Consider the following 25,734-nt stretch of genomic DNA (forward strand, 5'->3'; position numbering starts at 1 on the left):
GGTGCGGACGGGCCGGGCCCGTCCGCACCCCTCCGGGGCGTCACTTGGCGGAGATCTTGGCGACGATCTCCTGCGCCTTGGCGGCGGTGTCGGCGGAGAGCTTCGCGGAGCCGGCGAAGTCGGCCGCCTCGGCCTGGCCCTCGTCGGACACGATGTACTCGAAGTAGCCCTTGACGTTGGCGGCCTCGGCCGCGTCGTCGTAGGTCTCGCAGGCGATCAGGTACGACAGCAGGATGACCGGGTAGGCGCCGGCCTCGGTCGTGGTGCGGTCGACGTCGACGGCGATGTCGGTGGCGTCACGGCCCTCGACGACCGGCGAGACGTCGACGGTCTTGGCAGCGCCCTCGGGCGACGGGGCGACGTACTCGTCGCCGACCTTCACCGAGACGTGGGCGAGGTCGCCGGTCTGGCTGGCGTCGGCGTAGCCGATCGCGCCCTCGGTGTCGGTGACGGTCTTGACGACACCGGAGGTGCCCTCGGCGGAGAGGCCGCCGGAGACGGGGAACGCGTCCTCGGCCTCGTACTTCCAGTCGCTCGGCGCGACCTTGTTGAGGTAGTCGGTGAAGTTCTTGGTGGTGCCCGAGTCGTCGGCGCGGTGCACCGGCGAGATCTTGGTGTCGGGGAGGTCGACGCCCTCGTTCTGCGAGGCGATGGCGTCGTCGTTCCACTTGGTGATCTTGCCGGCGAAGATCTTCGCGATCGTCGAGGCGTCGAGGTTCAGCTCGGTGATGTCCGGCAGGTTGAACGCGATGGCGATCGAGGAGATGTAGGCCGGGACCTCGACGATGGTGCCGCCGCAGCGCTCCTTGGCCTTGGTGAGGTCCTCGTCCTTGATGTAGGAGTCGGAGCCGGCGAAGGACAGCGCCTTGCTGATGAACTGGCTGCGGCCGTCGGTCGAACCGAGCAGCGCGTAGTCGATGGTGAGGCCGCTGTTCTTGCCCTGGAACGCGGTCTTCCAGGCCTCCTGGGCCTTCTCCTGCGACGTCGCGCCGCCACCCTTGAGGTTGCCGGACAGGCCGCCGGACTCGCCGTCGGTGCCGGTGCCCTCCTCGTTGGAGGCGCCGCAGGCGCTCATCAGCAGGGCGAGGGCGGCAACACCGGGAACCGCGGCGTTGCGGATGGACTTGAAGTTCAAGGAACTTGCCTCTCAGAGGTGAGGGGCGACTCGTTCACCTGCCCCCCGATTCGTACTGGACACCGGTGAAGTTAGGCAGCGTCGGTAACGCAACCCTCCGGCACGTCTGAACGGCCGGTGAACAGTGGCGGTCCGGGTGGCGGCGGGGCGTGTCCCCCGTTACACCGCCGCCGGACGGGCCCTCCCGGCTACGCCGGCGTCGGACGCGGCCGGTGGCGCTCGACGGCGACCACCGCACCCTTGCGCACGTGCAGCACCAGCATCTCGGCAGGCTCGAGCGGACGGTCCTCGAACGCGCCGTCGAGCCCCGCGGCGTCGTACACGAGGGGCAGGACGGGGCGGTGGGTGCACAGCACGCCGCCCTCCTCGGCGTCGAAGAGCTCCTCGACGACCTTGTGCACCGAGCGGGCCGTGGCCCGCTCCTCGCTGAGCCGCGGACGCAGGTCGACCGGGTAGCCGGTCGTCTCCGCGTAGGGCTGGACCGTCTGAATGCAGCGGGTGCTGGTCGAGGTGACGATCCGGGTGACGTCGTAGGCGGCGAGGAGGGGGACGAGCCGGTCCGCCTCGTGCTCGCCGGCCCGCAACAGCGGTCGCGCCACGTCCTCGCCCCGCCACGTGCTGCGCGAGCGCGCCTGCCCGTGCCTGAGTACGACGACCGCCCGGGTCTTGCGACGCACCCGCAGCGCGTCGTCGAGGGTGCCGCGGTCGTGCTCGTAGGTCAGCCGCTCGCGCGCCTCGTCGAAGGGCACCCACGCCACGGCGTCGATCTCTTCGTTGGGGCGGTAGCCGGTCACGTCGTCGTCTCCGACGACGCGGCCCGTCCAGTAGTGGACCGTCTTCATCCGGCGCGCGACCGGGTAGCGCTGCGACGGCAGCGGCGGGCCGAGCCGCACGTGGAGGCCGGTCTCCTCGGCCACCTCGCGCACCGCGGCGGCGACCGCGTGCTCGCCGCGGTCCAGCTTGCCCTTGGGGAACGACCAGTCGTCGTACTTGGGACGGTGGACGAGGAGGACCTCGCGACCGGGTCGGAAGGCGACCACGCCGGCAGCGAGGATGTCGGGCACGGCTATAGGTTAGTGACCCATGAGGTGGTCCCGTCGTCGCTGGCTCGCCGTCGGCGCGGTGGTCGTGGTCGTCGTGGCGGCCCTCGTGGTCGTGTGGGTCGTTCGCGACGACGAGCGCAGCCGCCTCGACCTGGCGCTCGAGCTCGCGCCGGAGTCCAGCCAGCGATTCTCGTGGACGGACTGGTCGGCGGTGCGCGACGAGGTGGGGGCCGACCTGTCGGTGGACTCCTCGGGCGAGGACGTCGACGCCTTCCTGCTGGACGCCTACGACCGCGACCTGAGCAGCACGACGGCCCTCGACGAGTCCGCGGCGACCACCCAGGACGAGCTCGGCTTCTCCCCGGCGACGATCGACTGGGAGCTGTTCGCCCAGGGCGAGGACGGCGCCCTGGTGGCGATGGGCCTGCCCGACGGGTTCGACTACGACCGGTTGCGCGACCACCTGCGTGACGCCGGGTTCGACGAGCCGGCCGACGACGACGGCGTGTGGTTCGCCGGCGCGGACGGGCTCGAGCGGCTCAGCGGCCCGGTCACCCCCGAGCTGGGCGCGCTCGCGATCGACGAGGACGCCGGCATCCTCTACGGCAGCGACGACCGGGGCTACCTCGACGAGCGGGACGACCTGGCCCGTGGCGACCGGGACGACCCCGTGGCGCGTGCCGCCGCCTCCCTCGGTACGACGCCCGGCGCGGTCGTCTACACCGGCGACCACGCGTGCGGCGAGCTCGCCATGAGCCAGGCCGACCCGACGGAGCGGACCCGCGGCGCGGAGCTGATCGAGCAGGCCGGCGGCGTGCACCCGCTGACCGCGTTCGCGATGGGGGCCGAGCCCGGCGGCGACGTCCGCGTGGCCCTGGTGCTCGACAGCGACGACCAGGCTCGTGCCGACGCCGACAGCCGGTCGCAGCTCGCGGCCGGCCCCGCGCCCGGGCAGGGCGGCACCTTTCCCGAGCGCTTCGAGCTCGGGAAGGTGACGGCCGACGGCACGGTCGTGACCATGGAGCTGGCCCCGGTGGACGACAGCCCCGTGCTGTCCGACCTCACCACCGGGCCGGTGCTGTTCGCGGCCTGCTGACGGTCGGCGACGGCGGCCGCGGCGTACGCTGACCGCTCCCCGATCCCATCGACAGGAGCGCCGGATGTCCCGCTTCACGCTGCCGCCCGCCCACGTCCTCGAGGCCCGCGAGAAGCTGGTCCTCGACCACTTCCACGACGAGGTGCGCCAGGACTGGGACGCGACGCTGTCGACCTTCCCCCACCCTCACTACGAGCTCGTGGCGTCGATGACGGTGCACGACGGCGACGACGAGGTCCGTGGCTACTACCACGACACCCGGGTCGCCTTCCCGGACCAGGACCACGAGATCATCGCGCTGCGGCACTCCCACGACGCCGTGATCGTCGAGTTCTGGCTCACCGGGACCCATCTCGGGCCGTTGGGGAAGATGCCGCCGACGGGGTCGGCCCACCGGACCCGGATGACGGCGTACTTCGTCTTCGACGAGCAGGAGCAACTGGTCGCCGAGCGGATCTACTTCGACCAGCTGACGATCCTCAAGCAGCTGGTCGGCGGGCTCGACAAGCGCAGGCCCGCCGACCTGCTGACCCTCGGCCGGGTCGTCGCCGGCGCGCTGGGGATGGCGTCGGGCGACCCCGACCCCCGACTCACGGAGACGACGCCGCCCGACCTCGGGTGATCAGCCGGCCGCCGCCCGGAACGACCGCAGCCGCAGGCTGTTGCTGACCACGAACACCGACGAGAAGGCCATCGCCGCGCCGGCCAGCATCGGGTTGAGCAGGCCCGCGGCCGCCAGCGGCAGCGCCGCGACGTTGTAGGCGAACGCCCAGAACAGGTTGCCCTTGATCGTCGCGAGCGTGCGCCGCGAGAGCCGGATCGCGTCCACGGCGACCTGGAGGTCGCCCCGCACCAGGGTGAGGTCGCTGGCCTCGATCGCCACGTCGGTCCCGGTGCCCATGGCCAACCCGAGGTCGGCCTGGGCCAGCGCAGCGGCGTCGTTGACACCGTCGCCGACCATCGCGACGACCTTGCCCTCGCCCTGGAGCCGCTTGACCACGTCGACCTTGTCGGACGGGAGTACGTCGGCGATCACGTCCGCCTCGTCGATCCCGACCTCCGCGGCGACGGTCCGCGCCACCACGGCGTTGTCGCCGGTCAGCAGCACCGGCCGGAGGCCGAGCTCGCGCAGCTGGGCGATCGCGGCGGCCGAGGTGGGCTTGACCGCGTCGGCGACCACGACGACGCCGCGCGCCCTCCCGTCCCAGCCGACGGCGACGGCGGTGCCACCGGTCTCCTGGGCCTGCTCCAGGGCCGCCTGCAGCTGCGGCGGCAGGTGCTGGGACCACTCCTCCAGCAGGCGTGGCCGCCCGACGAGCACCGCGTGTGACGCGTCGCCGTCGAGCAGCACGCCCTGCACGCCGAGGCCCTCGACGTTGGCGAAGTCCTCGACCGCAGGCAGCGGACCGGCGTCGCGCGCGGCGTCGGCGATGGCCCGGGCGATCGGGTGCTCGGAGGAGTCCTCCAGCGCGCCGGCGTACCGGAGCACCTCGGCGGCGTCCTCGCCCTCGCCCGCGACGACCTCGCGGAGGGTCATCCGGCCGGTCGTGACCGTCCCGGTCTTGTCGAGCACGATCGTGTCGACGGCGTGCGTGGACTCCAGCACCTCCGGCCCCTTGATCAGGATGCCGAGCTGGGCGCCGCGGCCGGTGCCCACCATCAGCGCGGTCGGCGTGGCCAGGCCCAGGGCGCACGGGCAGGCGATGATCAGCACCGCGACCGCTGCGGTGAACGCGGCGGCCAGGCCGTTGCCGGTGCCGAGCCAGAAGCCGAGGGTGCCGGCCGCCAGCAGGATGACGATCGGCACGAAGATGCCGGAGATCCGGTCGGCCAGGCGCTGCACCTCGGCCTTGCCGTTCTGCGCGTCCTCGACGAGCCGCGCCATCTGCGCGAGCTGGGTGTCGGAGCCGATCCGGGTCGCCCGGACGACGAGCCGCCCTCCGACGTTGACGCAAGCCCCGACGACGGGGTCGCCCGTGGCGACCTCGACCGGAACGGACTCGCCCGTCAGCATCGACGCGTCGACCGCGGAGCTGCCCCGCTCGACGACACCGTCGGTGGCGATCTTCTCCCCCGGGCGTACGACGAACAGGTCGCCGACCGCCAGCTGCTCCACCGGCACCTTCGTCTCGGTGACGCCGTCGGGCCCGAGGACCGCGACCTCCTTGGCGCCGAGCTCGAGCAGGGCCTTCAGCGCCGCCCCGGCCCGCCGCTTCGAGCGCTGCTCGAAGTAGCGCCCCGCCAGGATGAAGGTCGTCACCCCGGCAGCGGCCTCGAGGTAGATGTTGCCGCTGCCGTCGCTGCGCTCGATGGTCAGCTCGAACGGGTGCTTCATCCCGGTCGTGCCCGCGGTGCCCCAGAAGAGGGCGTAGAGCGACCAGCCGAGCGCGGCCAGCGTGCCGAGGGAGATCAGCGTGTCCATCGTCGACGTGCCGTGGCGCAGGTTGGTCCACGCGGCCTTGTGGAACGGGAACGCGCCCCACACCACGACGGGCGCCGCCAGGGTCAACGAGAGCCACTGCCAGTTGTCGAACTGCAGCGCCGGGACCATCGCCATCGCGATGACCGGCACGGTCAGGACCGCGGAGACGAGGAGCCGCTGGCGCAGTGTGGCGACCGGGTCGACCTCCACCTCCGCCGCCGAGCCCTCCGCAGCGGGAGGCTTCGGCAGCGAGGCGCCGTAGCCGGCCGCCTCGACGGCGGCCACGAGGTCGTCGGTGGTCACGCCGGCGTCGTAGGTGACCTTGGCCTTCTCGGTCGCGTAGTTGACCGTCGCGGTGACGCCCTCGAGCTTGTTGAGCTTGCGCTCGATCCGGTTGGCGCAGGAGGCGCAGGTCATCCCGGTCAGCGCGAGCTCGACCTGCTGCTCGGGCGTGGCATCAGTGTGCGTGTCCACTGCTCTCCCCGTGCTCCTCGGTCGTGCTCTCCGCGGTACCCCCGGCGGTGACGGTGAACGCCGCGGTGCGGACGACGCCGTCGTGCTGGAAGTCGAGGTAGAGGTGATAGGTCCCGTTGCTCGGGACCGCGGTGTGGAAGACGACATCGGGCCCCGGGTCCGTCCTGCCGTCGCCGGGCTCACCGTCCGGGTGGACGTGGAGGTAGGCGAGGTCGCCGGTGCGCAGCGCGACCAGGTGGCCGTAGGCACCGAGATAGGGCTGGAGGTCGGTGACCGGCTCGCCGTCCTTGCTGACGCTGAGCGTGAGCCGGGCATCGGCACCGGCGCTCAGGTCACCGTCGAGGGTGACCTCGTAGCCGTCCACGGTCGCGGTCCTGGTGTCGCCCTCCGTCGTCACGGCCTCGAAGCGGCCGTCGACCGCGAGGTCGGTGCCGAGGGTGAGCGCCTCGGCGCCGGTGGCCTTGAAGTCGGCGAACACGCGCCACGTCCCGGGCGTCAGCGCGAGGTCGGTGGACCAGGTGCCGTCGCCGTCGAGGGTCGGGTGCACGTGCTGGAAGCCACTGAAGTCCCGTCGTACGGCGATCAGGTGGAGCCGCTTCTCGTGCTGGACGTCGTACGACGTCACGGGGGCGCCGTCGGGTCCGGTGATGGTGAAGCTCACCGGGACCGCACTGCCGGCAGCAGCCTGCGCGTGGTCGAGGGTGAGGGTGTAGCCGTCCTGCGACGTCATGAGTCCTCCCGGTATCTCGGTCGTCGCCCCGGCGGTCTCGTGCTCGGCGTGGCCCCCGGTGGCGTCGCCTGCGTGCGTGTCGTGGGTCGGCTCCTCCACGTCGACCGGGCCGAGGGCCCGGCCACCGAGGAGGGCGACGCCGAACACGACCGCGGCGACGGCACCGAAGCCAGCCAGCCGCGTCGGGGTATTCATGCGAGCTGGTAGCCGGCCTCCTCGAGGGCCGCCTTCACGGCGGACTCGTCGAGGGGGGCGGCGCTGGTGATCGTGACCGCACCGGTGGGCAGGTCGACCGCGACGTCCTCGACGCCGGAGATCTCCTGCACCTCCTCGGTGACGGAGGCGACGCAGTGGCCGCAGGTCATGCCGGTGACGGTGAAGGTCTGGGTGGTGCTCATCGGAGGATTCCTCTCGTTGGGGATGGACGGGACCGGGACGCGTCAGGAACGGACCAGGCGGGCGATGGCGTCGGAGGCCTCCTTGAGCTTGATGTCGGCCTCCTCACCTCCCTCTCGGGCGGCGTTCACGACGCAGTGCGCCATGTGCTCGTCGAGCAGGCCGAGGGCGACGGACTGGAGGGCCTTCGTCATCGCGGAGACCTGGGTGAGGATGTCGATGCAGTACTGCTCCTCCTCGACCATCCGCTGCAGGCCCCGCGCCTGGCCCTCGATGCGACGCAGCCGCTTGAGGTAGTCGTCCTTGGTGCGGTTGGCGATGTAGCTGTGCTGGTGCTCCGCGCCGGAGTCGCTGTGTGCCATGGCCCTCTGGTCCTTCGTGTGCTGGGAATCGACCTACCTCGGAAGGATACCCCCCTGTGGTATTCCGTGATAGCGTCCCGATCTGTCCGATACCGTACCCCCCTAGGGTACCAAACGCAAGAGGAGATGGAGATGTCAGTCCTCACCCCACCGCAGACCGGTCGCGGCAATCGCCGCTGGCTCGGCCTCGCGGTCATCGCCGCCGCCCAGTTCGTGGTCATCATGGACACGTCGATCATCGGCGTGGCCCTGCCCGGGATGCAGCGCGACCTCGGCTTCACGCCGGAGAACCTGTCATGGGTGTTCAACGCGTACGTCGTCGCCTTCGGCGGCCTGCTGCTCCTCGGCGGCAAGGTCTCCGACGTGCTCGGCGCACGCACCGTCTTCGCCGCAGGCTGGGTCGTGCTCGCGGCCGGCTCACTCGTGGCCGCCGCGGCCGGCAACGTCGAGGTCGAGCTCGCCGGCCGCGCCATCCAGGGCGCCGGCGCCGCGCTGATCGCACCCTCGGCACTGACCCTGCTGATGATGCTGTTCGGCGGCAATCCGCGCGAGCTGACCAGGGCGCTCGCCCTGTACGGCGCCGCCGCACCGGCCGGAGGCACGGCTGGCGTCTTCCTCGGCGGCGTGATCACTGAGTACCTCAGCTGGCCGTGGGTGTTCGCGATCAACATCCCGATCGCACTGCTAGTCCTCGCGCTCGTCCCCTTGTCCATGCCCGCCGGCGCCACGGGCGGCTCACGTCGCGTGGACGTCCTCGGCGCCGCCACGGTGACCGCCGGCCTGGCGGCACTCGTGTACGCCGTCGTCCAGGCCCCCGAGGTCGGCTGGGGCGCCGCTCGCACGTGGTGGGTCCTCGGGGCCGGCGCCGCGCTGCTCGCCGTCTTCGTCGTCCAGCAGGCCCGCGGCGGCGACCCGCTCCTGCGTCTGGGCATCCTCAGAGCACCCGGCCTCGCCGCTGCGAACCTCACTCAGCTCCTGCTCGGCGCCGCGTGGATCCCGATGTGGTTCTTCCTGAACCTCTACCTCCAGCAGGTGCTCGGCTTCACCGCCTTCCCCAGCGGAGCGGCGTTGCTGCCGATGACCCTGCTGATCATGCTCGGCATGGTGGTGCTGGCACCGAAGGCCCTCGCCGCGCTCGGCGTACGCACCACCACCGTCACCGGTCTGGTCCTGCTCGCCGCGGGCATGGCGTGGCTGGCGATGATCGACGCTGACGGCAGCTACGCCGTCGACGTCCTCCCCGCCTCGCTGGCCGCTGCTCTCGGCATGTCCCTGGCCTTCATCCCGACCCTCGGCACCGCGATCTCCGCCGCCCCGCCGGAGGAGGGTGGTCTCGCCTCGGGCATCGTCAACACCAGCTACCAGGTCGGCTCGGCCCTGGGCCTCGCCGTGATGACCGCCGTCGCAGCGGGAGCGGGCGCCGACCAGCTCGGCGACGCCGTGGCGCTGACGGAGGGCTACTCCGCGGCCTTCGTCGGCGCGGCCATCGTCGCGGCGGTTGCAGCACTGGCCACCGCCGCGCTGCTGCGCGGCCCGAAGAGCTGAGTCGGCGACGTCAGGCGGGCGGGCGCGAGACGCCCAGGATGCGATCGATCTCGTCGAGCGGGAGCCGCTCGTCGGAGGCGCTGGCCGCGATGATGAGGTTGGTGGTCAGCTCGACCTCGACCAGGAGGTCGCGGTCCTCGAGGGTCACGTCGAACTGATCAGCCATCAGTTCCTCCCTCGGGCCCAGACCGGAACGGTCAACTGATCCCATCTTCCCCCCTCGACCAACCCCTAAACCTCAAAGTTCAGCAAAAATTCGTGGAGCCCCGCCGACCGGCGGGGCTCCACGTGAAGACGAGGGTCTCCTCGATCAGGCTGGGCCTGGATCAGAGGGGACGAACGTTCTCCGCCTGCGGGCCCTTCGGGCCCTGGGTGACGTCGAACTCGACCTTCTGGTTGTCCTCCAGCGACTTGTAGCCGTTGGTCTGGATCGCCGAGTAGTGGACGAAGACGTCGTCGCCGCCACCCTCCTGCTCGATGAAGCCGAAGCCCTTCTCGGCGCTGAACCACTTCACGGTGCCCTGAGCCATTGTGCTCGTTACTCCTTGTGTCGGGGCGAGAGCCGCCACCTCGGCGACCCACAGCAGATGGAATGACACGTCGCTCCGACCCGTGATGGACACCACAAACCAGAATCGCCGTCGGCCACAATCTCCGCAGGCGTTGAACCTTCCGAAACTGCATCCGCTGCAAACACGACATTACCAATCCGCGCAGACAACGGAAGTCTCCCGCTGCATCGATCTCGCGATCTGCGATGAAGGTTCTGCTACGCAGCCGTGACGACGGCGGAAACAAGGGACGGGGTAGGCCGTGTCGGGCTCGAACCGACGACCCTCGGATTAAAAGTCCGGTGCTCTACCAACTGAGCTAACGGCCCGGGGGAACTCTAGTTCCCCGCCTTCGCGGCGCTGCAGTCGGCGCACAGGCCGACCAGCTCGACGGTGTGCGCGACGTCGGTGAAGCCGTGCTCGTCGGCGACCGCGTGCGCCCACCTCTCGACCGCCGAGCCGGTGATCTCGACGGTGCGCCCGCAGGAGCGGCACACCAGGTGGTGGTGGTGCGAGGTGCTGCAGCGGCGGTACGTCGCCTCGCCGGCCGGACTGTGCCGGACGTCGACCTCGCCGGAGTCCGCCATGGCCTGGAGGGTGCGGTAGACGGTGGCCAGGCCGACCTTCTCCCCCGACTGGCGGACGGCGTCGTGGACCTCCTGCGCGCTCTGGAAGTCGACGGACTCGCGCAGCGCCGCGGTGATCGCGATCCGCTGACGGGTCGGCCGCAGCGCGGTCGGTCGCTCGTCGGTGTCGGTCACGCGCCCTCCTCTGGGAGCCGGAAGTTTGGGAATCACTCTCAATCTACCGCGTCGCGCACGGTCCGTCCGGGTGGTGCCCACTGGCCCGAACGAACCATCGAACCGGGGACGGGCAACCGGGGACGCAGGACCGGGCGCCGGAGTACGCTCGAGCGCGGGAGAGGGAAAGGGAGGACTCTGCCCATGGGGAGCAACGACGAGTTCGGGCCGGACACGGAGACCATCCGGGCCTGGCTGGCGAAGCGCGCCACCTACGCCAAGGACGCGCGCGTCATCGCCGCACCCCGCGGCACCCTCGGCACCCTCGGCACCGACGTCCCGCGCGACCCCGGACCCTCACGCCCGACCCCCTCCCCCGTCGCCGAGGCGGAGCCCGAGGAGCAGGCGGACCCGCCCGCCGAGGTGGTCGACGCGCCTGCCGTACGCCGCCGGGCCGACGGCCCGCGCCCCGACAGCCGCGACGCCGGCCGCTCCGTGCTCGACGCCCTCGGCGCGAGCCCGCCGAGCCCGCCCACGCCGGCCCCCTCCGCCACGCCGACCGATGCCACCGCGGCCGGCCGCTCGGTCGTCGACGCCCTCGGCACCGACCAGCCGCCGGCCCGCAAGCAGCGCCGCGACCGCGCGAAGCCGGCGACTCCCCCCGTGCCCGCTGCCCCCGAGCCGCCGCGCACCACGGTGACCCGCCCGTCGAGCACGGTCCGGGTCAGCGCTCCGGCCGCCCGGTCGTCGTACCAGCCCTCGACGCGGAGCGCGCCGACGCCGCCGCCGCGCCAGGAGCAGCCGGTGCGCCGCGGCCGCTGGACCGAGCCCGAGGAGCACCGCCAGGCGATCGAGGCCACCACCGACGTCGAGTTCCCCGTCCGCAGCGGCATCCGCAGGTTCCTCGGCTTCGTGCTCCTCGGCGCGCTGCTCGCCACCGGCGCGGCGTCGTACTTCGCCAACAAGGACCGCAGCATCGCCGCGATCGGGATCGCCGGCGTGCTGGCCTTCCTCACGCTCGTCGTGTGGGCTGTCCGGGCGAGCTGCGTGACGACGAAGCTGGCCATCCAGCGCGGTCAGCTCATCGTGACGCGGGCCGGGCACGCGCAGCGCGTCGACATCAGCGGCGGGCACACCGTGATCGCGATCGTCGGCGAGCCCGGCGACCGTCGCTGGACCGTCCTCTTCGAGCGCCCCGGCCTGCCACTGGTCGTCGTCAACGCCGGCATGGTCGACCCGCACTGGTTCACCAGCGCGCTCTACCGACTCCGCCCCGAGCTGCGTCCGGGGTGGTCCGACCCCGAGGTGTCCGACGAGTACGCCGGGGTCACGCCGTAGCGATCCAGTAGCGCCGCTTGCCGTTGCGCACGTCCTCGAGGACGCCGCCGTTGGCCTCGATCGTGCGCCGGGACGCGTCGTTGTCGTCCTCGCAGGTCACCAGCACGCGGTCGATGCCGAGGCGGGCGGCAGCGGCGACCGCCAGGGCCAACGCGGCCGAGGCGTGGCCGCGGCGACGGGCGGCCGGCCGGATCGAGTAGCCGATGTGGCCACCCTCCTCGAGGAGGAAGTCGTTGAGCACGTGGCGCAGGTTGAGGAAGCCGACCACCTCGTCGTCCGGCCCGCCGTCCCCGTCGGTGATCCAGAAGTACGACGACGGCACCCGGGTCCCGTCGAGGTCGCCGGGCGCGGTGAGCTCGGTCATCAGGACGAACGCGGCGCAGCCCGCCTCGGTCGGCACCGGGTCGCCCTCGAGGAACCAGTGGCCGGAGCCGTGCATCTCCGTCGTACCGCCGAAGTCCTCGACCATGGCGGCCCAGCTCTGCCAGCGGGCGGTGTCGGGGTCCACGAGTGCCGTCATGGCACCCATCCCACCATCGGCCGGGCGGTCCCGGCGAACGGGATTCCGGCCCACCCAGAACAAGAACGTGTTCTACCCTGAGTGCCATGAACTGGCCGTTCCCGCCTGACGAGACCCCCGACCACGTCGTCGAGCACGAGACGGCCATCTGGGGTCCGCTGGCCGAGGCGGCCCGCGAGCTCGTCGACCTGTGCGTCATGTCGGACGTCGACCCCGAGGAGGTCGCGGCCGCGACCGCCGACGTCGAGGCCGCCGTCGCCCGCCTGCGCAAGGTACGACGCACGCAGACCCTCGGCCAGGAGCACCTGCCGGCCGGGCGTCGGCGCCCGTGGGGCAACCCCGTCATCGGGCTGCGGAACCCGATCGCTCCCCCGCTGCAGGTCCACAGCGTCCCCGAGGGCCGCTCGGAGAGCGACTTCCACTGCGGTCCCGCGTACGAGGGCCCGCCGGGGCTCGTCCACGGCGGCGTCGTGGCGCTCATCCTCGACCAGGTGCTCGGCCATGCCGTCGGCGCGAAGGGGCGCCCCGGCATGACCGGGACGCTCACGATCGTCTACCGGCAGGGCACCCCGCTCGGCGACCTGCGCGTCGAGGCGTGGGTCGAGCGCGAGGACGGGATCAAGACCTGGGCGAAGGCGCAGATGATCGGGCCCGACGGCGTCACCGCGGAGGCCGAGGGCGTGTTCATCCTGCCCCGGGCGATCCGGGAGCAGCTCGCCTGACTTGTCAGGCTGTTCCTGCACTTGTCAGGCGTTGCAACGCCTGACAAGTGCAGGAATCCCCGGTCGACCGGGGATTCATGCAGCAGCCGCGGGTTTCGACCCCGCGGTCACAGGCGCCCGCAGGCTCAGACCTTGACCCCGCGCTTGTTCTCGTCGCTGAGCCGGGCCTCCTCGGCCGCCTGCGCCTCGAGCTCGGCGCGGCGACGCTCGGCGTCGGCGTACTCACCGGGCTCGGAGACCAGGTCGGTCGCGCCACGGGCGAGCCGCTGGAGCGCGACCCGCGCGAAGATCTGCTGCTCGGTCGAGGTCCGCTCGGAGCGGCCCTTGCCGAGGAAGGAGACGGCCCACCGGATCACCGCGGTGACCCGGTTCTTGAAGCCGGTGATGTAGAAGAGGTGGACGACGAGCCACATCAGCCAGGCGATCACGCCGGTGAGGCGGAGCTTGCCGACCATCGCCACGGCGCGGAAGCGGCTGATGATCGCCATCGAGCCCTTGTCGAAGTACTTGAACGGCGGCTGCGCGGGCTTGCCCTTGAGGCGGCCGTCGATCTCCTTCGCGGCGTACTTGGCGCCCTGGATCGCGACCTGCGCGACACCCGGGAGGTTGTCGAGCGAGATCATGTCGCCGACGACGAAGACCTCGGGGTAGCCCGGCAGCGTCAGGTCGGGGTTGACGCCGATCCGGCCGGCGCGGTCGAGCGGGGCGCCGGTCTGGGCGGCGAGCTGCTGGCCGAGCGGGTTGGCCTGGACGCCGGCGGCCCACACCTTGGCGACGGCCTCGATCCGCTCGGAGCTGCCGTCCTTGTACTTCACGGTCAGGCCGCGCTCGTCGACCTCGGACACCAGTGCACCGAGCATGACCTCGACGCCGAGCTTCTCCAGCTTCTCCTGGGTCCACTTGCCGAGCTTCGCGCCGAACGGCGGCAGCACCTGCGGCGCGGCGTCGACGAGGATGACGCGGGCCTGGCGGCTGCTGATGGCCCGGAAGTCGCGGGTCAGCGTGCGGTGGGCGAGCTCGGCGATCTGGCCGGCCATCTCGACACCGGTCGGGCCGGCACCGACGACCACGAAGGTCAGCAGGTGGTCGACGTTCTCACCGCGGGCCGCACCGAGCTCGGCCATCTCGAAGGCGCCGAAGATGCGGCCCCGCAGCTCGAGGGCGTCGTCGATGCTCTTCATGCCGGGGGCGAACTCGGCGAAGTGGTCGTTGCCGAAGTAGGACTGGCCGGCGCCCGCGGCGACGATGAGCGAGTCGTACGGCGTCACGAGCTCGCGTCCGAGGACGTGCGAGGTGATCTGGCGGTTCTCCAGGTCGATCGCCGTGACCTCGCCCAGCAGGACCTGGGCGTTCTTCTGGTTGGCGAGCACCTCGCGGGTCGGGGGCGCGATCTCGCCCTCGGAGAGGATGCCGGTCGCCACCTGGTAGAGCAGCGGCTGGAAGAGGTGGTGCGTCGTCTTCGCGATCATCGTGACGTCGACGTCGGCGTGGCGCAGCGCCTTGGTGCCGAACAGGCCACCGAACCCGGAGCCGATGACCACCACCTGGTGCTTGTCGGACCGGGGGACGATCACGCGGTCGGACTGCTCCGGCTGGGTGTCGCCTGCTGCCATGACTTCCTCCTGGACGGCGTGGACGGATGTCGACGGCCGTCCACGGGGGTGCTTCGCGAGCGGCCTCGGTGCCGCTCGGTACCCATTCTCCCGCTTCCTCTCCGCGGGTCCCAACCCGCGACGACGGTCTGGTCGGTCACACTCCTTGGTGAGCCCTTCACGACCGTCACCAAATCAGCTCGGATCTGTTGGTTTGGTTGCGAGTTCAACCGGGTATCGCACTCGGGATCAGGCCTCACCGTCGACCACCACCCCTCGGGCACTGACACCGCGAAAGGTTCCTCCGTGCAGCACCGGCAGACCCTGGAGCTGGCCCCCGGGCCGCGCAGCGTGCACGACGCACGCCGCTGGGTCGTCGCCACCTGCCGCGAGATCGGTCGCGAGGACCTGGTCGACTGCGCCGAGCTGGCGATCTCCGAGCTGGTCACCAATGCCGTGCTGCACGGCGAACAACCCGTGCGGATGCAGCTGAGCGGGACCGCCGAGCACCCCCGCTTCGAGGTCCACGACGGCTCCACGATCCCGCCGCAGCCGGTCACCCAGGCCGGCGGCTTCGACATCGACGCCTTCGACCTCGACGCCTTCGACGCCCTCGACGAGGAGCAGCTCGCCGCGCTGACCACGGTCGGCCGCGGCCTCGACATCGTCGCCCGCGCCTCGGTCGTGTGGGGCGCCGAGATCGACGACGAGGGCAAGGCGGTCTGGTTCGAGCCGGCCACGGAGCTCTCCGAGACCGGTGGCACCGACATCCAGATCACCTACGCCAGCAGCCCGTTCGCGGAGGACCACACCCGCGTCGGCGAGGTCGCGGTCCAGATCAACGGCGTGCCGGTCGTCGCCTTCGGCCGCTTCCAGCGCCACTACCGCGACCTGCGCCGCGAGATCCGGCTGCTCGCCCTCGCCCACGAGGACGACTACCCGCTGGCCAAGGTCCTCTCGGAGCACTTCGACGCGCTCGAGCGGCCGCTGCGCTCCAACATGGGCCGCGAGCAGGTCGACGAGGCCAGCGGCGAGGGCCGCAACAGCGTCGACCTGCGCCTGCGGATGCCGCGCGAGACGGCGCGCCAGATCGGCGGCCTGATCGACCTGCTCGACGCGGCCGACGAGTTCAGCCGCGCCCAGCGCCTGCTGACCGCGCCCCGCGGCGCCGAGCAGCGCGCCTTCCAGATCTGGTTCCTCGGTGAGTTCCGGCGGCAGTCGGCCGGCGCTCCCCCGGTGGCCTGGCAGGGCGGCGCCGGGTCCGGCGCCCCGTCCCGCGCACTCTGACGCCGCGGCACTAGCCTCGGCCCATGACCCCGGGACCGCGGCACTTCCTCGCCGTGGCCGCGGGCGGAGCCTGCGGTGCCCTCGTCCGGTACGCCGCCACGCAGGCCCAGCCCGACGGGGCCGGGTTCCCGTGGACCACCTTCGCGATCAACGTCGTCGGGTCGGCGCTGCTCGCGGGCCTGCTCCTGCTGCCGGTGGCCCGCCGCTCGCCGGTCTGGGCCGCCGCGCTCGGCCCCGGGGTGCTCGGCGGCTTCACCACGTTCTCGGCCACGTCGGAGCAGGTGCGCTCGCTGCTCGCCGACGGCCGCACTGGGCTGGCCGCGGCCTATGTCGTCGGCACCCTCGCCGCCGGGCTGGTCGCCGTGGTCGTCGTGGGTGGGCTCGCCCCGTCACTGCCGGCGGAGGACGAGCTGTGACGGCGCTCCTGGTCGCGCTGGGCGGCGCTCTCGGCTCGGCGCTGCGCTACGCGCTCGGCCAGCGGTACGACGACCGGTGGCACCACGGCACCCTGGCGGCCAACACCGTGGCCAGCCTCCTGCTCGGAGCCTGCGCAGGCTGGGCCCTGCACGGCAGCGCCCTCGCGCTGATCGGCACCGGGTTCTGCGGCGGCCTGTCGACGTACTCCTCGCTGATGGTGCAGTCCCGCGACCTGGGTCCGGCGCGCGGCGCGGCGTACCTCGTCGGGACGATCGCGCTGGGCCTCGGTGCCGCCACGCTCGGATTCACCCTCGCGGGGTAGTCCCGGGTCAAAAGCACCGAATTCCAGCGGATCTCGGTGCTTTTGACCCGGGACTACCGCAGCTCGTCAGGCGTAGCCGAGGTCGTGGAGGCGGTCGTCGTCGATGCCGAAGTGGTGGGCGACCTCGTGGACGACGGTGATCCGGATCTCCTCGGTGAGCTCCTCGACGTCCTCGCACATGTCGAGCAACGGGCCGCGGAACAGGAAGATCCGGTCGGGCAACTGCGGGAGCAGGCCGCCCTCGCGCTCGGTCAGCGCCACGCCGTCGTACAGGCCGAGGAGGTCGTCGGGCTCGCCCTCCGGCGGCTCGTCCTCGACGAGGACGACGACGTTGTGGACCAGCCGGGCCAGCTCCTCGGGGATTTCGTCGAGGGCGGCGTCGACGATGGCGTCGAACTCCTCGGGGCTCATCTCGACCGGCACGCGCGCCATTCTCGCCGACCGCGCCAACGACGCGACCCGCGCGCTGGCAGGATGCGTGCCATGTCGTCCTACGAGCCGCCGGCGGAGTATCCCGGCTACCCGAACCAGCCCGGCTACGGACAACCCGCGTACGGCCAGCCCGCCTACGGACAGCAGCCCGGCTACGGGCCGCCGGCGGGCCCGTGGCAGGCCGGCGCCCAGCTGGGCCTGCCCGACGGCGTGGTCATCGCCTCCCAGGGCCGCCGGGTCGGGGCCTACTTCCTCGCGATCCCGCTCGCGCTGCTCACCTGCGGCATCGGCTACCTGGTCTGGGGCGCGATCGTGTGGGGCAGAGGCACCAGCCCGGCGCTGCAGGTGCTCGGCATGCGGGCGTGGAAGCCGGAGCGGCGCGGCGTGGCGGGGTGGGGCGACATGGCCGCGCGCAACGGGCTCGACTGGCTGATCTCGATGATCACCTGCGGCATCTCGAGCATCGTGTCGTTCGTGATGTTCCTCAGCGACGAGCCGCTGCACCGCACGTTGGCCGACCGCGTCGGCGGCACGGTCATCGTGCACGACCCGCACCGCCGCCTCGGCTGAGCACGGCGCCCGGCGCAGGACGGGCGAAAACGACAAGAACCGCTCCGGTGATCCGGAGCGGTTCCTCTCTTCTGCGACCCCGACGGGACTCGAACCCGCGGCCTCCGCCGTGACAGGGCGGCGCGCTAACCAACTGCGCTACGGGGCCAGGTTGCTCTCCGTGCAGTTTCCTGCGCGGCGAAGCGGATGGAACTCTAACCCATGGCCGTCCCCGGCTCCCAATCGGGAGCGAACCCGGCGCACGACCCGCACCCCCAACCGGATTCGAACCGGCGTACCCGCCGTGAAAGGGCGGTGTCCTGGGCCGCTAGACGATGGGGGCCCTCCGCTGCGGGACGAGGCCCGCAACGGCTCGGTCAGCATAGTGCGCGAGTCCCGGCACACGCCCATCCACACGGGCCCGCGGGACACCTGCCGTCCACGAGGTGCCGCCGCTTTCGTGACTTCCGAGTCCCTCCGGTAAGGTGTGCGACTGCCCGGCCAGGTAGCTCAGTTGGTACGAGCGACCGACTGAAAATCGGTAGGTCGGCGGTTCGACCCCGCCCCTGGCCACGCGCAATCGAAGGGCCCCGCAGCAGTGCTGCGGGGCCCTTCGGCATTCCCGGCCGGACGCCGGCTCGCCGCCCCTTGGACGGACTGTGCGCGCTCACAGTCGGCATCCCTATTATCTCGATCGTCTTGATCGACTAACAAGGAGATGCACCCATGCCGGACCCGTCCCCCCGTCCTGCCGGCCTGTCGCGTCGCGGGCTCGCCGGCGCTGCCGTCGGCGCGCTCGGCGCCGCTGCCGTGGTGAGCGCGACCAGCGAGACCGCCCACGCCGAGCAGCCGTTCCAGGCCATCGCCCGCAAGGGTCCCCGGCCGCGGCCGAACTTCCTCGTCATCCTCGCCGACGACCTCGGCGCCGCCGACCTGAGCGTCTACGGCTCGCCGGACATCAAGACCCCGAACCTCGACGCCCTGGCCGCAACCGGCGTGCGCTTCACGCAGGGCTACTCGGCCGGCGCGGTCTGCTCGCCGACCCGGATCGCGCTCTACACCGGCCGCCACCCGGGCCGGATCCCCGGCGGCCTGCAGGAGCCGATCGGCCAGGTCAACGACCGCGACGGCATCCCGCCGGAGCACCCGACGCTCGCCTCGCTGCTCAAGGGCGCCGGCTACTCCACCCACATGGTCGGCAAGTGGCACGGCGGCTTCCTGCCGACCTTCGGCCCGCTCAAGTCCGGCTGGGACAGCTTCTACGGCAACTACTCCGGCGGCATCGACTACTTCAGCAAGTACGCCCACACCGGCGCCTACGACCTGTACGACGGCGAGCAGCTCGTCGAGGACCCGCGCTACTACACCGACATCCTCACCGAGAAGGCGATCGGCGTGCTGCGCTCGGTCAAGGACCAGCGCGAGCCGTGGCTGTTCAACCTCAACTTCACCTCGCCGCACTGGCCGTGGGAGGGCCCGGGCGACAAGGCGGTCAGCGACGAGATCACCGCGAAGGTCAAGGCGGGCAACCCGCAGGCGCTGTTCCACTACGACGGCGGCTCGCTGGAGAAGTACAAGGAGATGGTCGAGAACCTCGACAGCGCGATCGGCAAGGTGCTCGCCGAGCTCCGGCGCACCGGCCAGGACCGGGACACGGTCGTGCTCTTCGCCAGCGACAACGGCGGCGAGCGGTACAGCTACAACTGGCCCTTCACGGGCGTGAAGGCGAGCGTCAACGAGGGCGGCATCCGGATCCCTGCGATCCTGTCGTGGCCCGGCCGGCTCCCGAAGCGGACCGTCGACGACACCCCCGTCTCCACGACCGACTGGACCGCGACCTTCCTCGAGCTCGGCGGCGCGGAGCCGGACGCGGCGTACCCGCTCGACGGCACCAGCCTCGTGCCGCACCTCTTCGAGGGCGAGGAGGTGCCCGAGCGCGACCTGTTCTGGCGGACCCGCAACGGGCGCGCGCTGCGGCGCGGCGACCTCAAATACGTCCGGTCGGGCAGCACCGACTACCTCTACGACCTCGGCGTGGACGCACGGGAGCAGGCCAACCTGGCCGCCAGGCGACCGGCGGACCTCGCCGAGCTGCGGACCGCGTGGGAGAAGGTGAACGCGACCCTGCTCGCCTACGCCTGAGCGGTGGCGGCGCCCGCCCTGCGCAGCGCGGGGCGGGCGACCAGCCAGTAGAGCAGGGTGCCGAGCAGGCCCAGGAGCACCATCAGCAGCACGTAGACCAGCTTGCTCTGGTCGGCGGCCTCCCACGTGGAGTCGGGGATCCGCAGCGCCTGGACCAGCACGGCCAGCCAGAGCACGAAGAGCCCGACGACCGCGAGGCCGATCAGCAGCCCCCCGAGGACGACGGCGAGGCCGAAGGCGTCGCCTGAGCGGTCACCGCGCTCCTCGGCGGCGACGGGGACCAGCAGGGTGAGGGAGCTCGCGATCACGAGCCGCATTCTGCTCCTCAGCGGGCCGGGAAGGCACGCATCTCGGCCAGGACGGCGGCGCGGTCCTCCGCCAGCACGAAGCCGGCGGCGATCGCCGCCTCCGTCGCCGCCGTGTACGACGCCCGGTAGTCCTCCGGCGAGGCCCACCGCCGATGCAGGTCGGCCTCCGGCAGGGCCAGGGTCCGCCCGAACAGCCCGCAGATCACGGACGCACCGGGCGCGTCGCCGGCCAGCACCTCCACGGCCGCCTCGACGACCGGCGTGCGGACGCCTCCGCGGACGTTGCCGACCTCGTCCCTGACGAACGCGCCGTCGCGCACCTCGATCGGCGTCGCGGACGGCGCCGCCGGGCCACCGCGCGCCCAGGCCACCAGGTGGCGCAGGGCCGCCCGGACGACGTACACCTGCTGGCCGCGGTTGACCGGGTCGGGGCAGCCGAGGAAGGCCTCGAACTCGCCGATCTGGAAGAGGTCGGCGTGCGCGGCGCCCGCGACCTCCCAGACACGCAGCAGCGGACCGTCGGGCTGGCGCGCGGGCAGGTAGTTCATCCGGCCGAGCAGGTCGCCCTCGGTCTGCACGACCATGACGGGCACGTCGAGGTCGCGGCGGATCGGCGTCGGGACGCCGCTCTCGCGGGCGGCCAGCAGGTCGATGCCGCAACCCGCCTTCCCTGCCGGTGCCGCGACGTCGCCGCGGCTGTGGATGAGGAAGCCGTCGAAGAAGCGGTCGTGCGGGTGGACCTCGTTGACGTGCGTCGTGAGCAGGTACGCCGACTGGGACTCCCCGATCGCGAGCACCTGGTCCGCGCCGACCAGCGCCGCGACCGCGCGGGCGGTCTCCGTGAAGATGCCGTGCGCGTGGAGGTCGCCGGGGTGGTGGAGCCCGCCGTAGCGGTCCGGGTCGACGCCCTTGAGCCCCTGCAGCGCGGCGCCCTCGACGGCGACCACGGCGGAGCCGCCCTCCACGCCGTTGAACTGCGCCGAGACGCCGGCCCACGCGTGCCCCTGCCGCACGAGCTCGTCGGCGAGATAGGTCCAGTCCGGAGCCGCGTCCGCGCCCGAGCTGACGTTGAGCCACTCCACGACGAGGGTACCGCTCGCGGGCGCGGACTCCGGTCGCCGGAGGACCACGCGGGTGCTGAACGGGGCGGGAGTGGTGCCGCTGGCGGCGTACTCGACCTCCGACCAGCCGGCGGCCGCGAGGTCGGGTCCGGGGCGCGCGGAGGTCAGGGCGAGACCGTTGCCGCCGGTGAGCGGGGTGAGGGTGACGCGGGGCACGGGGAGATCATGCTGCATCGCCGCCTGCATGGGATCCTGCGCGGGTGCTGCCCGCGTTCGAGATCGTCGCCCGCCACCGCCCGGTGGAGGTGGTCGGGACCCCGCTCCTCACCGAGGTGTACGACGACCCGGCGGCTCAGCAGTCGAGCACCGGGAAGCTGCCCCTGCTGGCGCCGTTCGCGGCGGTCGAGGTTTCGCTCTCGTCCCGCGGCGGCGGGACCGCGGCGAGCCTCGCCGGCCCGGACGGCTCCCAGTTCTCGTCGGTGATCGACCAGGGCCGGGTCTGCATCACGGTGCGCTCGGGCGACCGGGAGAGCATCCACCGCAGCCGGCGCCACGGCAGGACCCGCTCCCCCGGCCGCCTCGCGCTCGCGCTGACCGGCACGCACGTCTCGGCGCTGACGCTCGAGGGCGGCGCCTGGGTGGTCCGGGCGCGGGTCGACCTGTCGGCGTCCGGCACGGGCGCGATCCCCGACGTGCGCGACCCCGGCTGGCTGGCCGGGGTGACGGCCTCGTGGTCGTCCACGGAGCCCGGCGCCGTCACCGGCTGGACGGCCGGGACGTTCGGGCAGCTCGGGTTGCGCGACATCAGGCTGGTGACCTGGGCCGACGGCTCGGCGTACCGCACGGACGACGGCTCGGTGCTGCTCTCTGCGACCGCTGCGGGACCGGGGTTCTTCGGCACGGCACACACCTCTACGTGGACTCTCAACGCACAAGGGGGGGTGCGGCGCGGTGCCGAGCTGTACTTCCAACGACCCGACCGTCCGGGAGGCTACGGCGACCATGCGACCCACGTGGTCCGCGACGGCGACCGGTGGCTGGTCGCCACCAGCACGTGGTCGGACTTCCCCGCCGACCCGGGGGCGCGCGCGGACGCGCGGGTCGCGGTCACGCTCGCCGAGACGACCGCCGACCTCACCCGCGGCCAGCACCTGCTGACGACCCGGGCGCTCGACCTGCCGACCGACGGCCCGAGCGTCGGCGTCTGGGACCCGCACCTGGTGCGCGACGACGACGGCTCGTGGCTGGTCGGCTACGTGAGCGCGCGGCGGTTCTTCGACTTCCACCCGGTGCTCGCGGCCGGACCGTCGCTCGACGAGCTCACCCTGCGCGGTGCCGCGACCGACCGTACGGCGACCGAGGGCACCACGCTGGCGCGCCTGGACGGCGCGTGGCGGGTCCTCGCCAGCGACGGGCGCGACAACAGGCGCGCCGTGCGCGGGCGGTTCCCCGTGTTCGACACGTCGATGCGCGAGGTCGGCACCGTGGACGCGCCGTACCCGACGAACATCCCGTGGCCGACCATCGTGCCGCCGGACCCCGACGAGCCGGGAGACCGCTGGCGGCTGGTGACCTTCGACGGGACGCCGTCAGGAGGCGCGCTCGTGGGCTACGGGACCCACGGTGACCTGCTGGTGCTGCGGGGCACTCGATGAGTGCCGCCACGCATCACTTGCGCGGGTCGTAGTCCGCCCACTTGTCGAGCACCTCGTCGTCGACCTCGTCCTCGACGCGGTCAACGGGCTCACCGTGGAGCTCAGCGGCCAAGGCCGAGAGGTCCGTGTCGTGAGTGCGGTACTTCAGGTCGCGTGCGACCTTCGTCTGCTTGGCTTTCGCTCGGCCGCGGCCCATAGGGTCCAGCCCCCTCGCACACTTGGCCGGGAACCCTCCGGGCCCCGGACTGCTGAATCAGAGTCTCGTGGGCACAACGGTACATGGCCGGTGGCTGTTCCCGCACGTCAGGGCGCCCGTTCGGACGCGCCGTGCGGCGAAGGTCACCAGCGGGGTCACCAGCCGGGGTGCTGACCCACCAGCTCGACGGTGCCCTGCTGCGCCGGGTCGACCCCGACCTCGCCCGCGACCCAGCTGTCGATGCCGAACTCGCCGAGCCGCGCCAGGGCCGCGTCGACGGAGTCCGGCGCCACCAGGGCGACCATGCCGACGCCGCAGTTGAGGGTGGCCTCGAGGTCGGGCTGGGCGACCTCGCCGACCCGGCGGACCACGTCGAAGACGGGCGCCGGGGTCCAGGTGGAGCGGTCCAGGGTCGCCTTCAGCTCCGGCGGCATGACTCGCGCGAGGTTGTTGGCGAGGCCACCACCGGTGATGTGGGCCATCGCGTGGGTCTCGGTCTCGCGGGCGATCGCCAGGCACGGCTTGGTGTAGATCCGGGTCGGCTCCAGGAGCTCCTCGCCGAGCGTGCGGCCGAACTCCTCGACGTGCCGGTCCACGGTCCAGCCGGCCTGCGTGAAGAACACGTGGCGGGCCAGGGAGTAGCCGTTGGAGTGCAGGCCGCTCGCCGCCATCGCGATCACGACGTCGCCCTCGCGGACCAGGGAGGCACCGAGGAGCGCGTCGGCCTCCACCACGCCGGTAGTGGCGCCGGCGACGTCGTACTCGTCGGGGGCGAGGAGGCCCGGGTGCTCGGCCGTCTCCCCGCCGACCAGCGCGCAGCCGGCCTCGACGCACGCCTCCGCGATGCCCTTGACGATCGCGGCGATCCGCTCGGGCACGACCTTGCCGGTCGCGATGTAGTCGGTCATGAAGAGCGGCTCGGCGCCGCAGACGACGAGGTCGTCGACGACCATGCCGACGAGGTCGAAGCCGATCGTGTCGTGCTTGTCGACCATCTGCGCGACCGCGACCTTGGTGCCGACGCCGTCGGTGGAGGTCGCCAGCAGCGGACGCTTGTACGACGTCAGGGCGCTCGCGTCGAAGAGGCCGGCGAAGCCGCCGAGGCCGCCCAGCATCTCGGGCCGGCGGGCCTTCTCGACCCATTCCTTCATCAGGTCGACGGCGCGGTCCGCGGCCTCGATGTCGACGCCGGCACGGGCATAGGCGTTCTCAGCCACGGTTCCCCTTGGTTCGCTCACGGGTTGTTGAAGACAGGAAGCGCCTCGCCGTGCGTGCTCGGCTTGAGCGTCGCCTCCAGGAGGTGCTTGCCGAGCAGGCTCTCGTCGGGCAGCTCGATCGGGTACTCACCGGTGAAGCAGGCGGTGCACAGCGTGCTCTGCTGCTGGCCGGTCGCCTCGACCATGCCGTCGAGCGAGATGTAGCCGAGGCTGTCGGCACCGACACTGGCGGCGATCTCGTCGACGTCGAGGCCGTTGGCGATCAGCTCGGCGCGGGTGGCGAAGTCGATGCCGTAGAAGCAGGGCCACTTGACCGGCGGGCTCGAGATCCGCACGTGGACCTCGGTCGCCCCGGCCTCGCGCAGCATCCGGACCTGGGCGCGCTGGGTGTTGCCGCGCACGATCGAGTCGTCGACGACGACGATCCGCTTGCCGCGGATCATGTGCTCCAGCGCGTTCAGCTTGAGCCGGATGCCGAGCTGGCGCAGCGTCTGGCTGGGCTGGATGAAGGTGCGCCCGACGTACGCGTTCTTGACGAAGCCCTGGCCGAACGGGATGCCGCTCTCGAGCGCGTAGCCGGAGGCAGCGGGCGTGCCGGACTCGGGGACCGGGATGACCAGGTCGGCGTCGACCGGGAACTCGCGGGCCAGCTGCCGGCCCATCTCGACGCGCGCCTCGTGGACGCTGCGGCCGGCGATGGTGGCGTCGGGACGGGCGAGGTACACGTACTCGAACACGCAGCCCTTGCGGCGCGGCTCGGCGAACTTGTGGGAGCGCAGGCCGTCCTCGTCGATGACGAGGAGCTCGCCCGGCTCGACCTCGCGGACCACGCTGGCACCGACGGTGGCCAAGGCGGCGTCCTCGCTGGCGACGACCCAACCGCGGTCGAGGCGGCCGAGCACCAGCGGGCGGATGCCCTCGGGGTCGCGGGCGGCGTACAGGGTGTTCTCGTTCATGAAGACGAACGAGAACGCACCCTCGACCTGCGGCAGCAGCTCCAGGGCGCGCGACTCCAGCGACTGGTCCGGGTGGTGCGCGAGCAGCGCGGTCACCAGGCTGGTGTCGTTGGTCGACGTCTCGAGGTTGCGGGCGTGGATGTCGAGCTCGCCGTCGTCGCTCGGCAGGTCCTGCACCATCTCCGCGAGGGCGGCGGTGTTGATCAGGTTGCCGTTGTGGCCGAGCGCGATCGAGCCGTCCTCGGTGGGCCGGAAGGTCGGCTGGGCGTTCTGCCACGTGCTCGCACCGGTGGTGGAGTAGCGGCAGTGGCCGACCGCGAGGTGGCCCGCGAACGACTCGAGGGTGTTCTCGTCGAAGACCTGGGACACGAGGCCCATGTCCTTGTAGACGAGGATCTGGCGCCCGTTGCTGACCGAGATGCCGGCCGACTCCTGCCCGCGGTGCTGCAGGGAGTAGAGGCCGAAGTAGGTCAGCTTGGCGACGTCCTCACCCGGGGCCCATACGCCGAAGACTCCGCACACGGCT

The 25,734-nt window shown here is 72.0% G+C and carries 28 protein-coding genes and 4 tRNA genes; 12 read left to right on the top strand and 20 right to left on the bottom strand.

The features are described 5' to 3' along the window. Positions 1-40: 40 nt before the first annotated feature. Positions 41-1,135, bottom strand: coding sequence for a phosphate ABC transporter substrate-binding protein PstS (gene pstS / locus BJ993_RS06005; RefSeq protein WP_036550850.1), 1,095 nt, complete (start codon positions 1,133-1,135; stop codon positions 41-43). Positions 1,136-1,323: 188 nt separating this feature from the next. Then, entirely contained in the window at positions 1,324-2,199 is an 876-nt protein-coding gene (locus BJ993_RS26505) for an NUDIX hydrolase (RefSeq protein ID WP_179648069.1), read from the bottom strand. Positions 2,200-2,218: 19 nt separating this feature from the next. Here BJ993_RS26505 and BJ993_RS06015 point away from each other — a divergent pair, with 19 nt between their 5' ends. Both BJ993_RS06015 and BJ993_RS06020 read left to right on the top strand, forming a co-directional pair. Further along, positions 2,219-3,274, top strand: a complete 1,056-nt coding sequence (locus tag BJ993_RS06015; RefSeq protein WP_179648070.1) for a hypothetical protein — start codon at positions 2,219-2,221, stop codon at positions 3,272-3,274. Positions 3,275-3,338: 64 nt separating this feature from the next. Further along, positions 3,339-3,896: an ester cyclase gene (locus BJ993_RS06020; protein WP_179648071.1), complete on the top strand. Its 558-nt coding sequence runs from the start codon at positions 3,339-3,341 to the stop codon at positions 3,894-3,896. Here the strand turns inward: BJ993_RS06020 and BJ993_RS06025 are convergent, their stop codons facing one another. From BJ993_RS06025 to BJ993_RS06040, 4 genes are read right to left on the bottom strand one after another with little or no spacing between them, the layout of a single operon-like run. Then, entirely contained in the window at positions 3,897-6,113 is a 2,217-nt protein-coding gene (locus BJ993_RS06025; RefSeq protein WP_179652027.1) for a heavy metal translocating P-type ATPase, read from the bottom strand. Between the two features lie 40 nt (positions 6,114-6,153). Further along, a complete protein-coding gene (locus tag BJ993_RS06030; RefSeq protein ID WP_179648072.1) occupies positions 6,154-7,095 on the bottom strand; it encodes a DUF8832 domain-containing protein in 942 nt (313 codons plus the stop codon). Next, on the bottom strand, positions 7,092-7,298 hold the full coding sequence (locus BJ993_RS06035; protein ID WP_179648073.1) for a heavy-metal-associated domain-containing protein: 207 nt from the start codon (positions 7,296-7,298) through the stop codon (positions 7,092-7,094). Before BJ993_RS06035 ends, BJ993_RS06030 begins: the two co-directional genes overlap by 4 nt. A 42-nt stretch (positions 7,299-7,340) precedes the next feature. Then, positions 7,341-7,658, bottom strand: coding sequence for a metal-sensitive transcriptional regulator (locus BJ993_RS06040; protein WP_036550838.1), 318 nt, complete (start codon positions 7,656-7,658; stop codon positions 7,341-7,343). Between the two features lie 132 nt (positions 7,659-7,790). On the opposite strand from BJ993_RS06040, the gene BJ993_RS06045 reads away from it, so the two are divergent. Further along, positions 7,791-9,203 carry an MFS transporter gene (locus tag BJ993_RS06045; RefSeq protein ID WP_179648074.1) on the top strand — a complete coding sequence of 471 codons (1,413 nt, stop codon included), beginning with the start codon at positions 7,791-7,793 and terminating at the stop codon, positions 9,201-9,203. Positions 9,204-9,213: 10 nt separating this feature from the next. On the opposite strand, the gene BJ993_RS06050 is transcribed toward BJ993_RS06045, so the two are convergent. The 4 genes from BJ993_RS06050 to BJ993_RS06065 form a co-directional block, all read right to left on the bottom strand. Beyond that, a complete protein-coding gene (locus BJ993_RS06050) occupies positions 9,214-9,369 on the bottom strand; it encodes a hypothetical protein (RefSeq protein ID WP_179648075.1) in 156 nt (51 codons plus the stop codon). 160 nt (positions 9,370-9,529) lie between these two features. Continuing rightward, positions 9,530-9,733 carry a cold-shock protein gene (locus tag BJ993_RS06055; protein ID WP_036550836.1) on the bottom strand — a complete coding sequence of 68 codons (204 nt, stop codon included), beginning with the start codon at positions 9,731-9,733 and terminating at the stop codon, positions 9,530-9,532. Positions 9,734-10,010: 277 nt separating this feature from the next. Then, positions 10,011-10,083 (bottom strand) — tRNA-Lys (locus BJ993_RS06060). A 9-nt stretch (positions 10,084-10,092) separates the two neighbouring features. Continuing rightward, positions 10,093-10,515, bottom strand: coding sequence for a Fur family transcriptional regulator (locus BJ993_RS06065; protein ID WP_308645493.1), 423 nt, complete (start codon positions 10,513-10,515; stop codon positions 10,093-10,095). Positions 10,516-10,698: 183 nt separating this feature from the next. On the opposite strand from BJ993_RS06065, the gene BJ993_RS06070 reads away from it, so the two are divergent. Then, on the top strand, positions 10,699-11,832 hold the full coding sequence (locus BJ993_RS06070; RefSeq protein WP_179648076.1) for a hypothetical protein: 1,134 nt from the start codon (positions 10,699-10,701) through the stop codon (positions 11,830-11,832). On the opposite strand, the gene BJ993_RS06075 is transcribed toward BJ993_RS06070, so the two are convergent. Beyond that, the gene (locus tag BJ993_RS06075) at positions 11,822-12,352 is read right to left on the bottom strand and encodes a GNAT family N-acetyltransferase (protein WP_036551437.1); all 531 of its coding nucleotides are present in this window, start codon (positions 12,350-12,352) and stop codon (positions 11,822-11,824) included. The genes BJ993_RS06070 and BJ993_RS06075 overlap by 11 nt on opposite strands. An 86-nt stretch (positions 12,353-12,438) precedes the next feature. Here BJ993_RS06075 and BJ993_RS06080 point away from each other — a divergent pair, with 86 nt between their 5' ends. Next, complete coding sequence (locus BJ993_RS06080; protein WP_179648077.1) at positions 12,439-13,074, top strand: PaaI family thioesterase; 636 nt, start codon at positions 12,439-12,441, stop codon at positions 13,072-13,074. A gap of 125 nt (positions 13,075-13,199) precedes the next feature. Here BJ993_RS06080 and BJ993_RS06085 read toward each other — a convergent pair whose 3' ends face one another. Next, positions 13,200-14,687: an NAD(P)/FAD-dependent oxidoreductase gene (locus tag BJ993_RS06085; protein ID WP_036550833.1), complete on the bottom strand. Its 1,488-nt coding sequence runs from the start codon at positions 14,685-14,687 to the stop codon at positions 13,200-13,202. Positions 14,688-14,972: 285 nt separating this feature from the next. Here BJ993_RS06085 and BJ993_RS06090 point away from each other — a divergent pair, with 285 nt between their 5' ends. From BJ993_RS06090 to BJ993_RS06100, 3 genes are read left to right on the top strand one after another with little or no spacing between them, the layout of a single operon-like run. Then, entirely contained in the window at positions 14,973-15,953 is a 981-nt protein-coding gene (locus BJ993_RS06090) for an ATP-binding protein (protein ID WP_036550831.1), read from the top strand. A gap of 23 nt (positions 15,954-15,976) precedes the next feature. After that, a complete protein-coding gene (locus BJ993_RS06095; protein ID WP_179648078.1) occupies positions 15,977-16,369 on the top strand; it encodes a fluoride efflux transporter FluC in 393 nt (130 codons plus the stop codon). Further along, positions 16,366-16,692 (top strand): fluoride efflux transporter FluC, encoded by a 327-nt coding sequence (locus BJ993_RS06100; RefSeq protein WP_179648079.1) that lies wholly within the window; start codon positions 16,366-16,368, stop codon positions 16,690-16,692. The genes BJ993_RS06095 and BJ993_RS06100 overlap by 4 nt, the downstream gene beginning before the upstream one ends. A 66-nt stretch (positions 16,693-16,758) precedes the next feature. Here the strand turns inward: BJ993_RS06100 and BJ993_RS06105 are convergent, their stop codons facing one another. Next, entirely contained in the window at positions 16,759-17,124 is a 366-nt protein-coding gene (locus BJ993_RS06105) for a metallopeptidase family protein (RefSeq protein ID WP_207006815.1), read from the bottom strand. Between the two features lie 51 nt (positions 17,125-17,175). Here BJ993_RS06105 and BJ993_RS06110 point away from each other — a divergent pair, with 51 nt between their 5' ends. Next, a complete protein-coding gene (locus BJ993_RS06110) occupies positions 17,176-17,694 on the top strand; it encodes an RDD family protein (protein WP_179647275.1) in 519 nt (172 codons plus the stop codon). A 74-nt stretch (positions 17,695-17,768) separates the two neighbouring features. Here the strand turns inward: BJ993_RS06110 and BJ993_RS06115 are convergent. Beyond that, a tRNA-Asp gene (locus BJ993_RS06115) sits at positions 17,769-17,842 on the bottom strand. A 101-nt stretch (positions 17,843-17,943) separates the two neighbouring features. Next, positions 17,944-18,016: transfer RNA gene (locus tag BJ993_RS06120), tRNA-Glu, on the bottom strand. Positions 18,017-18,172: 156 nt separating this feature from the next. On the opposite strand from BJ993_RS06120, the gene BJ993_RS06125 reads away from it, so the two are divergent. Together BJ993_RS06125 and BJ993_RS06130 are read left to right on the top strand one after the other, a co-directional pair. Then, positions 18,173-18,246 (top strand) — tRNA-Phe (locus tag BJ993_RS06125). 153 nt (positions 18,247-18,399) lie between these two features. Further along, positions 18,400-19,815 (top strand): sulfatase-like hydrolase/transferase, encoded by a 1,416-nt coding sequence (locus BJ993_RS06130; protein WP_179648080.1) that lies wholly within the window; start codon positions 18,400-18,402, stop codon positions 19,813-19,815. On the opposite strand, the gene BJ993_RS06135 is transcribed toward BJ993_RS06130, so the two are convergent. Both BJ993_RS06135 and BJ993_RS06140 read right to left on the bottom strand, forming a co-directional pair. Next, positions 19,806-20,123: a PLDc N-terminal domain-containing protein gene (locus tag BJ993_RS06135; RefSeq protein WP_179648081.1), complete on the bottom strand. Its 318-nt coding sequence runs from the start codon at positions 20,121-20,123 to the stop codon at positions 19,806-19,808. The genes BJ993_RS06130 and BJ993_RS06135 overlap by 10 nt on opposite strands. 17 nt (positions 20,124-20,140) lie before the next feature. Next, positions 20,141-21,400 (bottom strand): alpha/beta hydrolase domain-containing protein, encoded by a 1,260-nt coding sequence (locus BJ993_RS06140; protein ID WP_218864618.1) that lies wholly within the window; start codon positions 21,398-21,400, stop codon positions 20,141-20,143. A gap of 44 nt (positions 21,401-21,444) precedes the next feature. On the opposite strand from BJ993_RS06140, the gene BJ993_RS06145 reads away from it, so the two are divergent. After that, positions 21,445-22,839: a hypothetical protein gene (locus BJ993_RS06145; protein WP_179648083.1), complete on the top strand. Its 1,395-nt coding sequence runs from the start codon at positions 21,445-21,447 to the stop codon at positions 22,837-22,839. A gap of 13 nt (positions 22,840-22,852) precedes the next feature. Here BJ993_RS06145 and BJ993_RS06150 read toward each other — a convergent pair whose 3' ends face one another. The 3 genes from BJ993_RS06150 to purF form a co-directional block, all read right to left on the bottom strand. After that, positions 22,853-23,035: a DUF3073 domain-containing protein gene (locus tag BJ993_RS06150; protein WP_036550799.1), complete on the bottom strand. Its 183-nt coding sequence runs from the start codon at positions 23,033-23,035 to the stop codon at positions 22,853-22,855. Positions 23,036-23,190: 155 nt separating this feature from the next. Further along, positions 23,191-24,252, bottom strand: coding sequence for a phosphoribosylformylglycinamidine cyclo-ligase (gene purM / locus BJ993_RS06155; protein WP_036550798.1), 1,062 nt, complete (start codon positions 24,250-24,252; stop codon positions 23,191-23,193). A 17-nt stretch (positions 24,253-24,269) separates the two neighbouring features. After that, positions 24,270-25,730 (bottom strand): amidophosphoribosyltransferase, encoded by a 1,461-nt coding sequence (gene purF, locus BJ993_RS06160; RefSeq protein ID WP_242530357.1) that lies wholly within the window; start codon positions 25,728-25,730, stop codon positions 24,270-24,272. Positions 25,731-25,734: the final 4 nt, after the last annotated feature.

This window comes from Nocardioides aromaticivorans, from assembly GCF_013408525.1.
Lineage (GTDB): Bacteria > Actinomycetota > Actinomycetes > Propionibacteriales > Nocardioidaceae > Nocardioides > Nocardioides aromaticivorans.

Bases quoted from the DNA above. Each gene is read 5' to 3' on its own strand.
- BJ993_RS06085 (WP_036550833.1), bottom strand. From the start codon at position 14,687: ATGGCAGCAGGCGACACCCAGCCGGAGCAGTCCGACCGCGTGATCGTC.
- BJ993_RS06080 (WP_179648077.1), top strand. From the start codon at position 12,439: ATGAACTGGCCGTTCCCGCCTGACGAGACCCCCGACCACGTCGTCGAG.
- BJ993_RS06055 (WP_036550836.1), bottom strand. From the start codon at position 9,733: ATGGCTCAGGGCACCGTGAAGTGGTTCAGCGCCGAGAAGGGCTTCGGC.
- BJ993_RS06040 (WP_036550838.1), bottom strand. From the start codon at position 7,658: ATGGCACACAGCGACTCCGGCGCGGAGCACCAGCACAGCTACATCGCC.
- BJ993_RS06045 (WP_179648074.1), top strand. From the start codon at position 7,791: ATGTCAGTCCTCACCCCACCGCAGACCGGTCGCGGCAATCGCCGCTGG.
- BJ993_RS06025 (WP_179652027.1), bottom strand. From the start codon at position 6,113: ATGACCTGCGCCTCCTGCGCCAACCGGATCGAGCGCAAGCTCAACAAG.
- BJ993_RS06095 (WP_179648078.1), top strand. From the start codon at position 15,977: ATGACCCCGGGACCGCGGCACTTCCTCGCCGTGGCCGCGGGCGGAGCC.
- BJ993_RS06030 (WP_179648072.1), bottom strand. From the start codon at position 7,095: ATGAATACCCCGACGCGGCTGGCTGGCTTCGGTGCCGTCGCCGCGGTC.
- BJ993_RS06070 (WP_179648076.1), top strand. From the start codon at position 10,699: ATGGGGAGCAACGACGAGTTCGGGCCGGACACGGAGACCATCCGGGCC.
- BJ993_RS06150 (WP_036550799.1), bottom strand. From the start codon at position 23,035: ATGGGCCGCGGCCGAGCGAAAGCCAAGCAGACGAAGGTCGCACGCGAC.
- BJ993_RS06130 (WP_179648080.1), top strand. From the start codon at position 18,400: ATGCCGGACCCGTCCCCCCGTCCTGCCGGCCTGTCGCGTCGCGGGCTC.
- BJ993_RS06105 (WP_207006815.1), bottom strand. From the start codon at position 17,124: ATGGCGCGCGTGCCGGTCGAGATGAGCCCCGAGGAGTTCGACGCCATC.
- BJ993_RS06075 (WP_036551437.1), bottom strand. From the start codon at position 12,352: ATGACGGCACTCGTGGACCCCGACACCGCCCGCTGGCAGAGCTGGGCC.
- BJ993_RS06110 (WP_179647275.1), top strand. From the start codon at position 17,176: ATGTCGTCCTACGAGCCGCCGGCGGAGTATCCCGGCTACCCGAACCAG.
- BJ993_RS06050 (WP_179648075.1), bottom strand. From the start codon at position 9,369: ATGGCTGATCAGTTCGACGTGACCCTCGAGGACCGCGACCTCCTGGTC.
- BJ993_RS06035 (WP_179648073.1), bottom strand. From the start codon at position 7,298: ATGAGCACCACCCAGACCTTCACCGTCACCGGCATGACCTGCGGCCAC.
- BJ993_RS06020 (WP_179648071.1), top strand. From the start codon at position 3,339: ATGTCCCGCTTCACGCTGCCGCCCGCCCACGTCCTCGAGGCCCGCGAG.
- BJ993_RS06015 (WP_179648070.1), top strand. From the start codon at position 2,219: ATGAGGTGGTCCCGTCGTCGCTGGCTCGCCGTCGGCGCGGTGGTCGTG.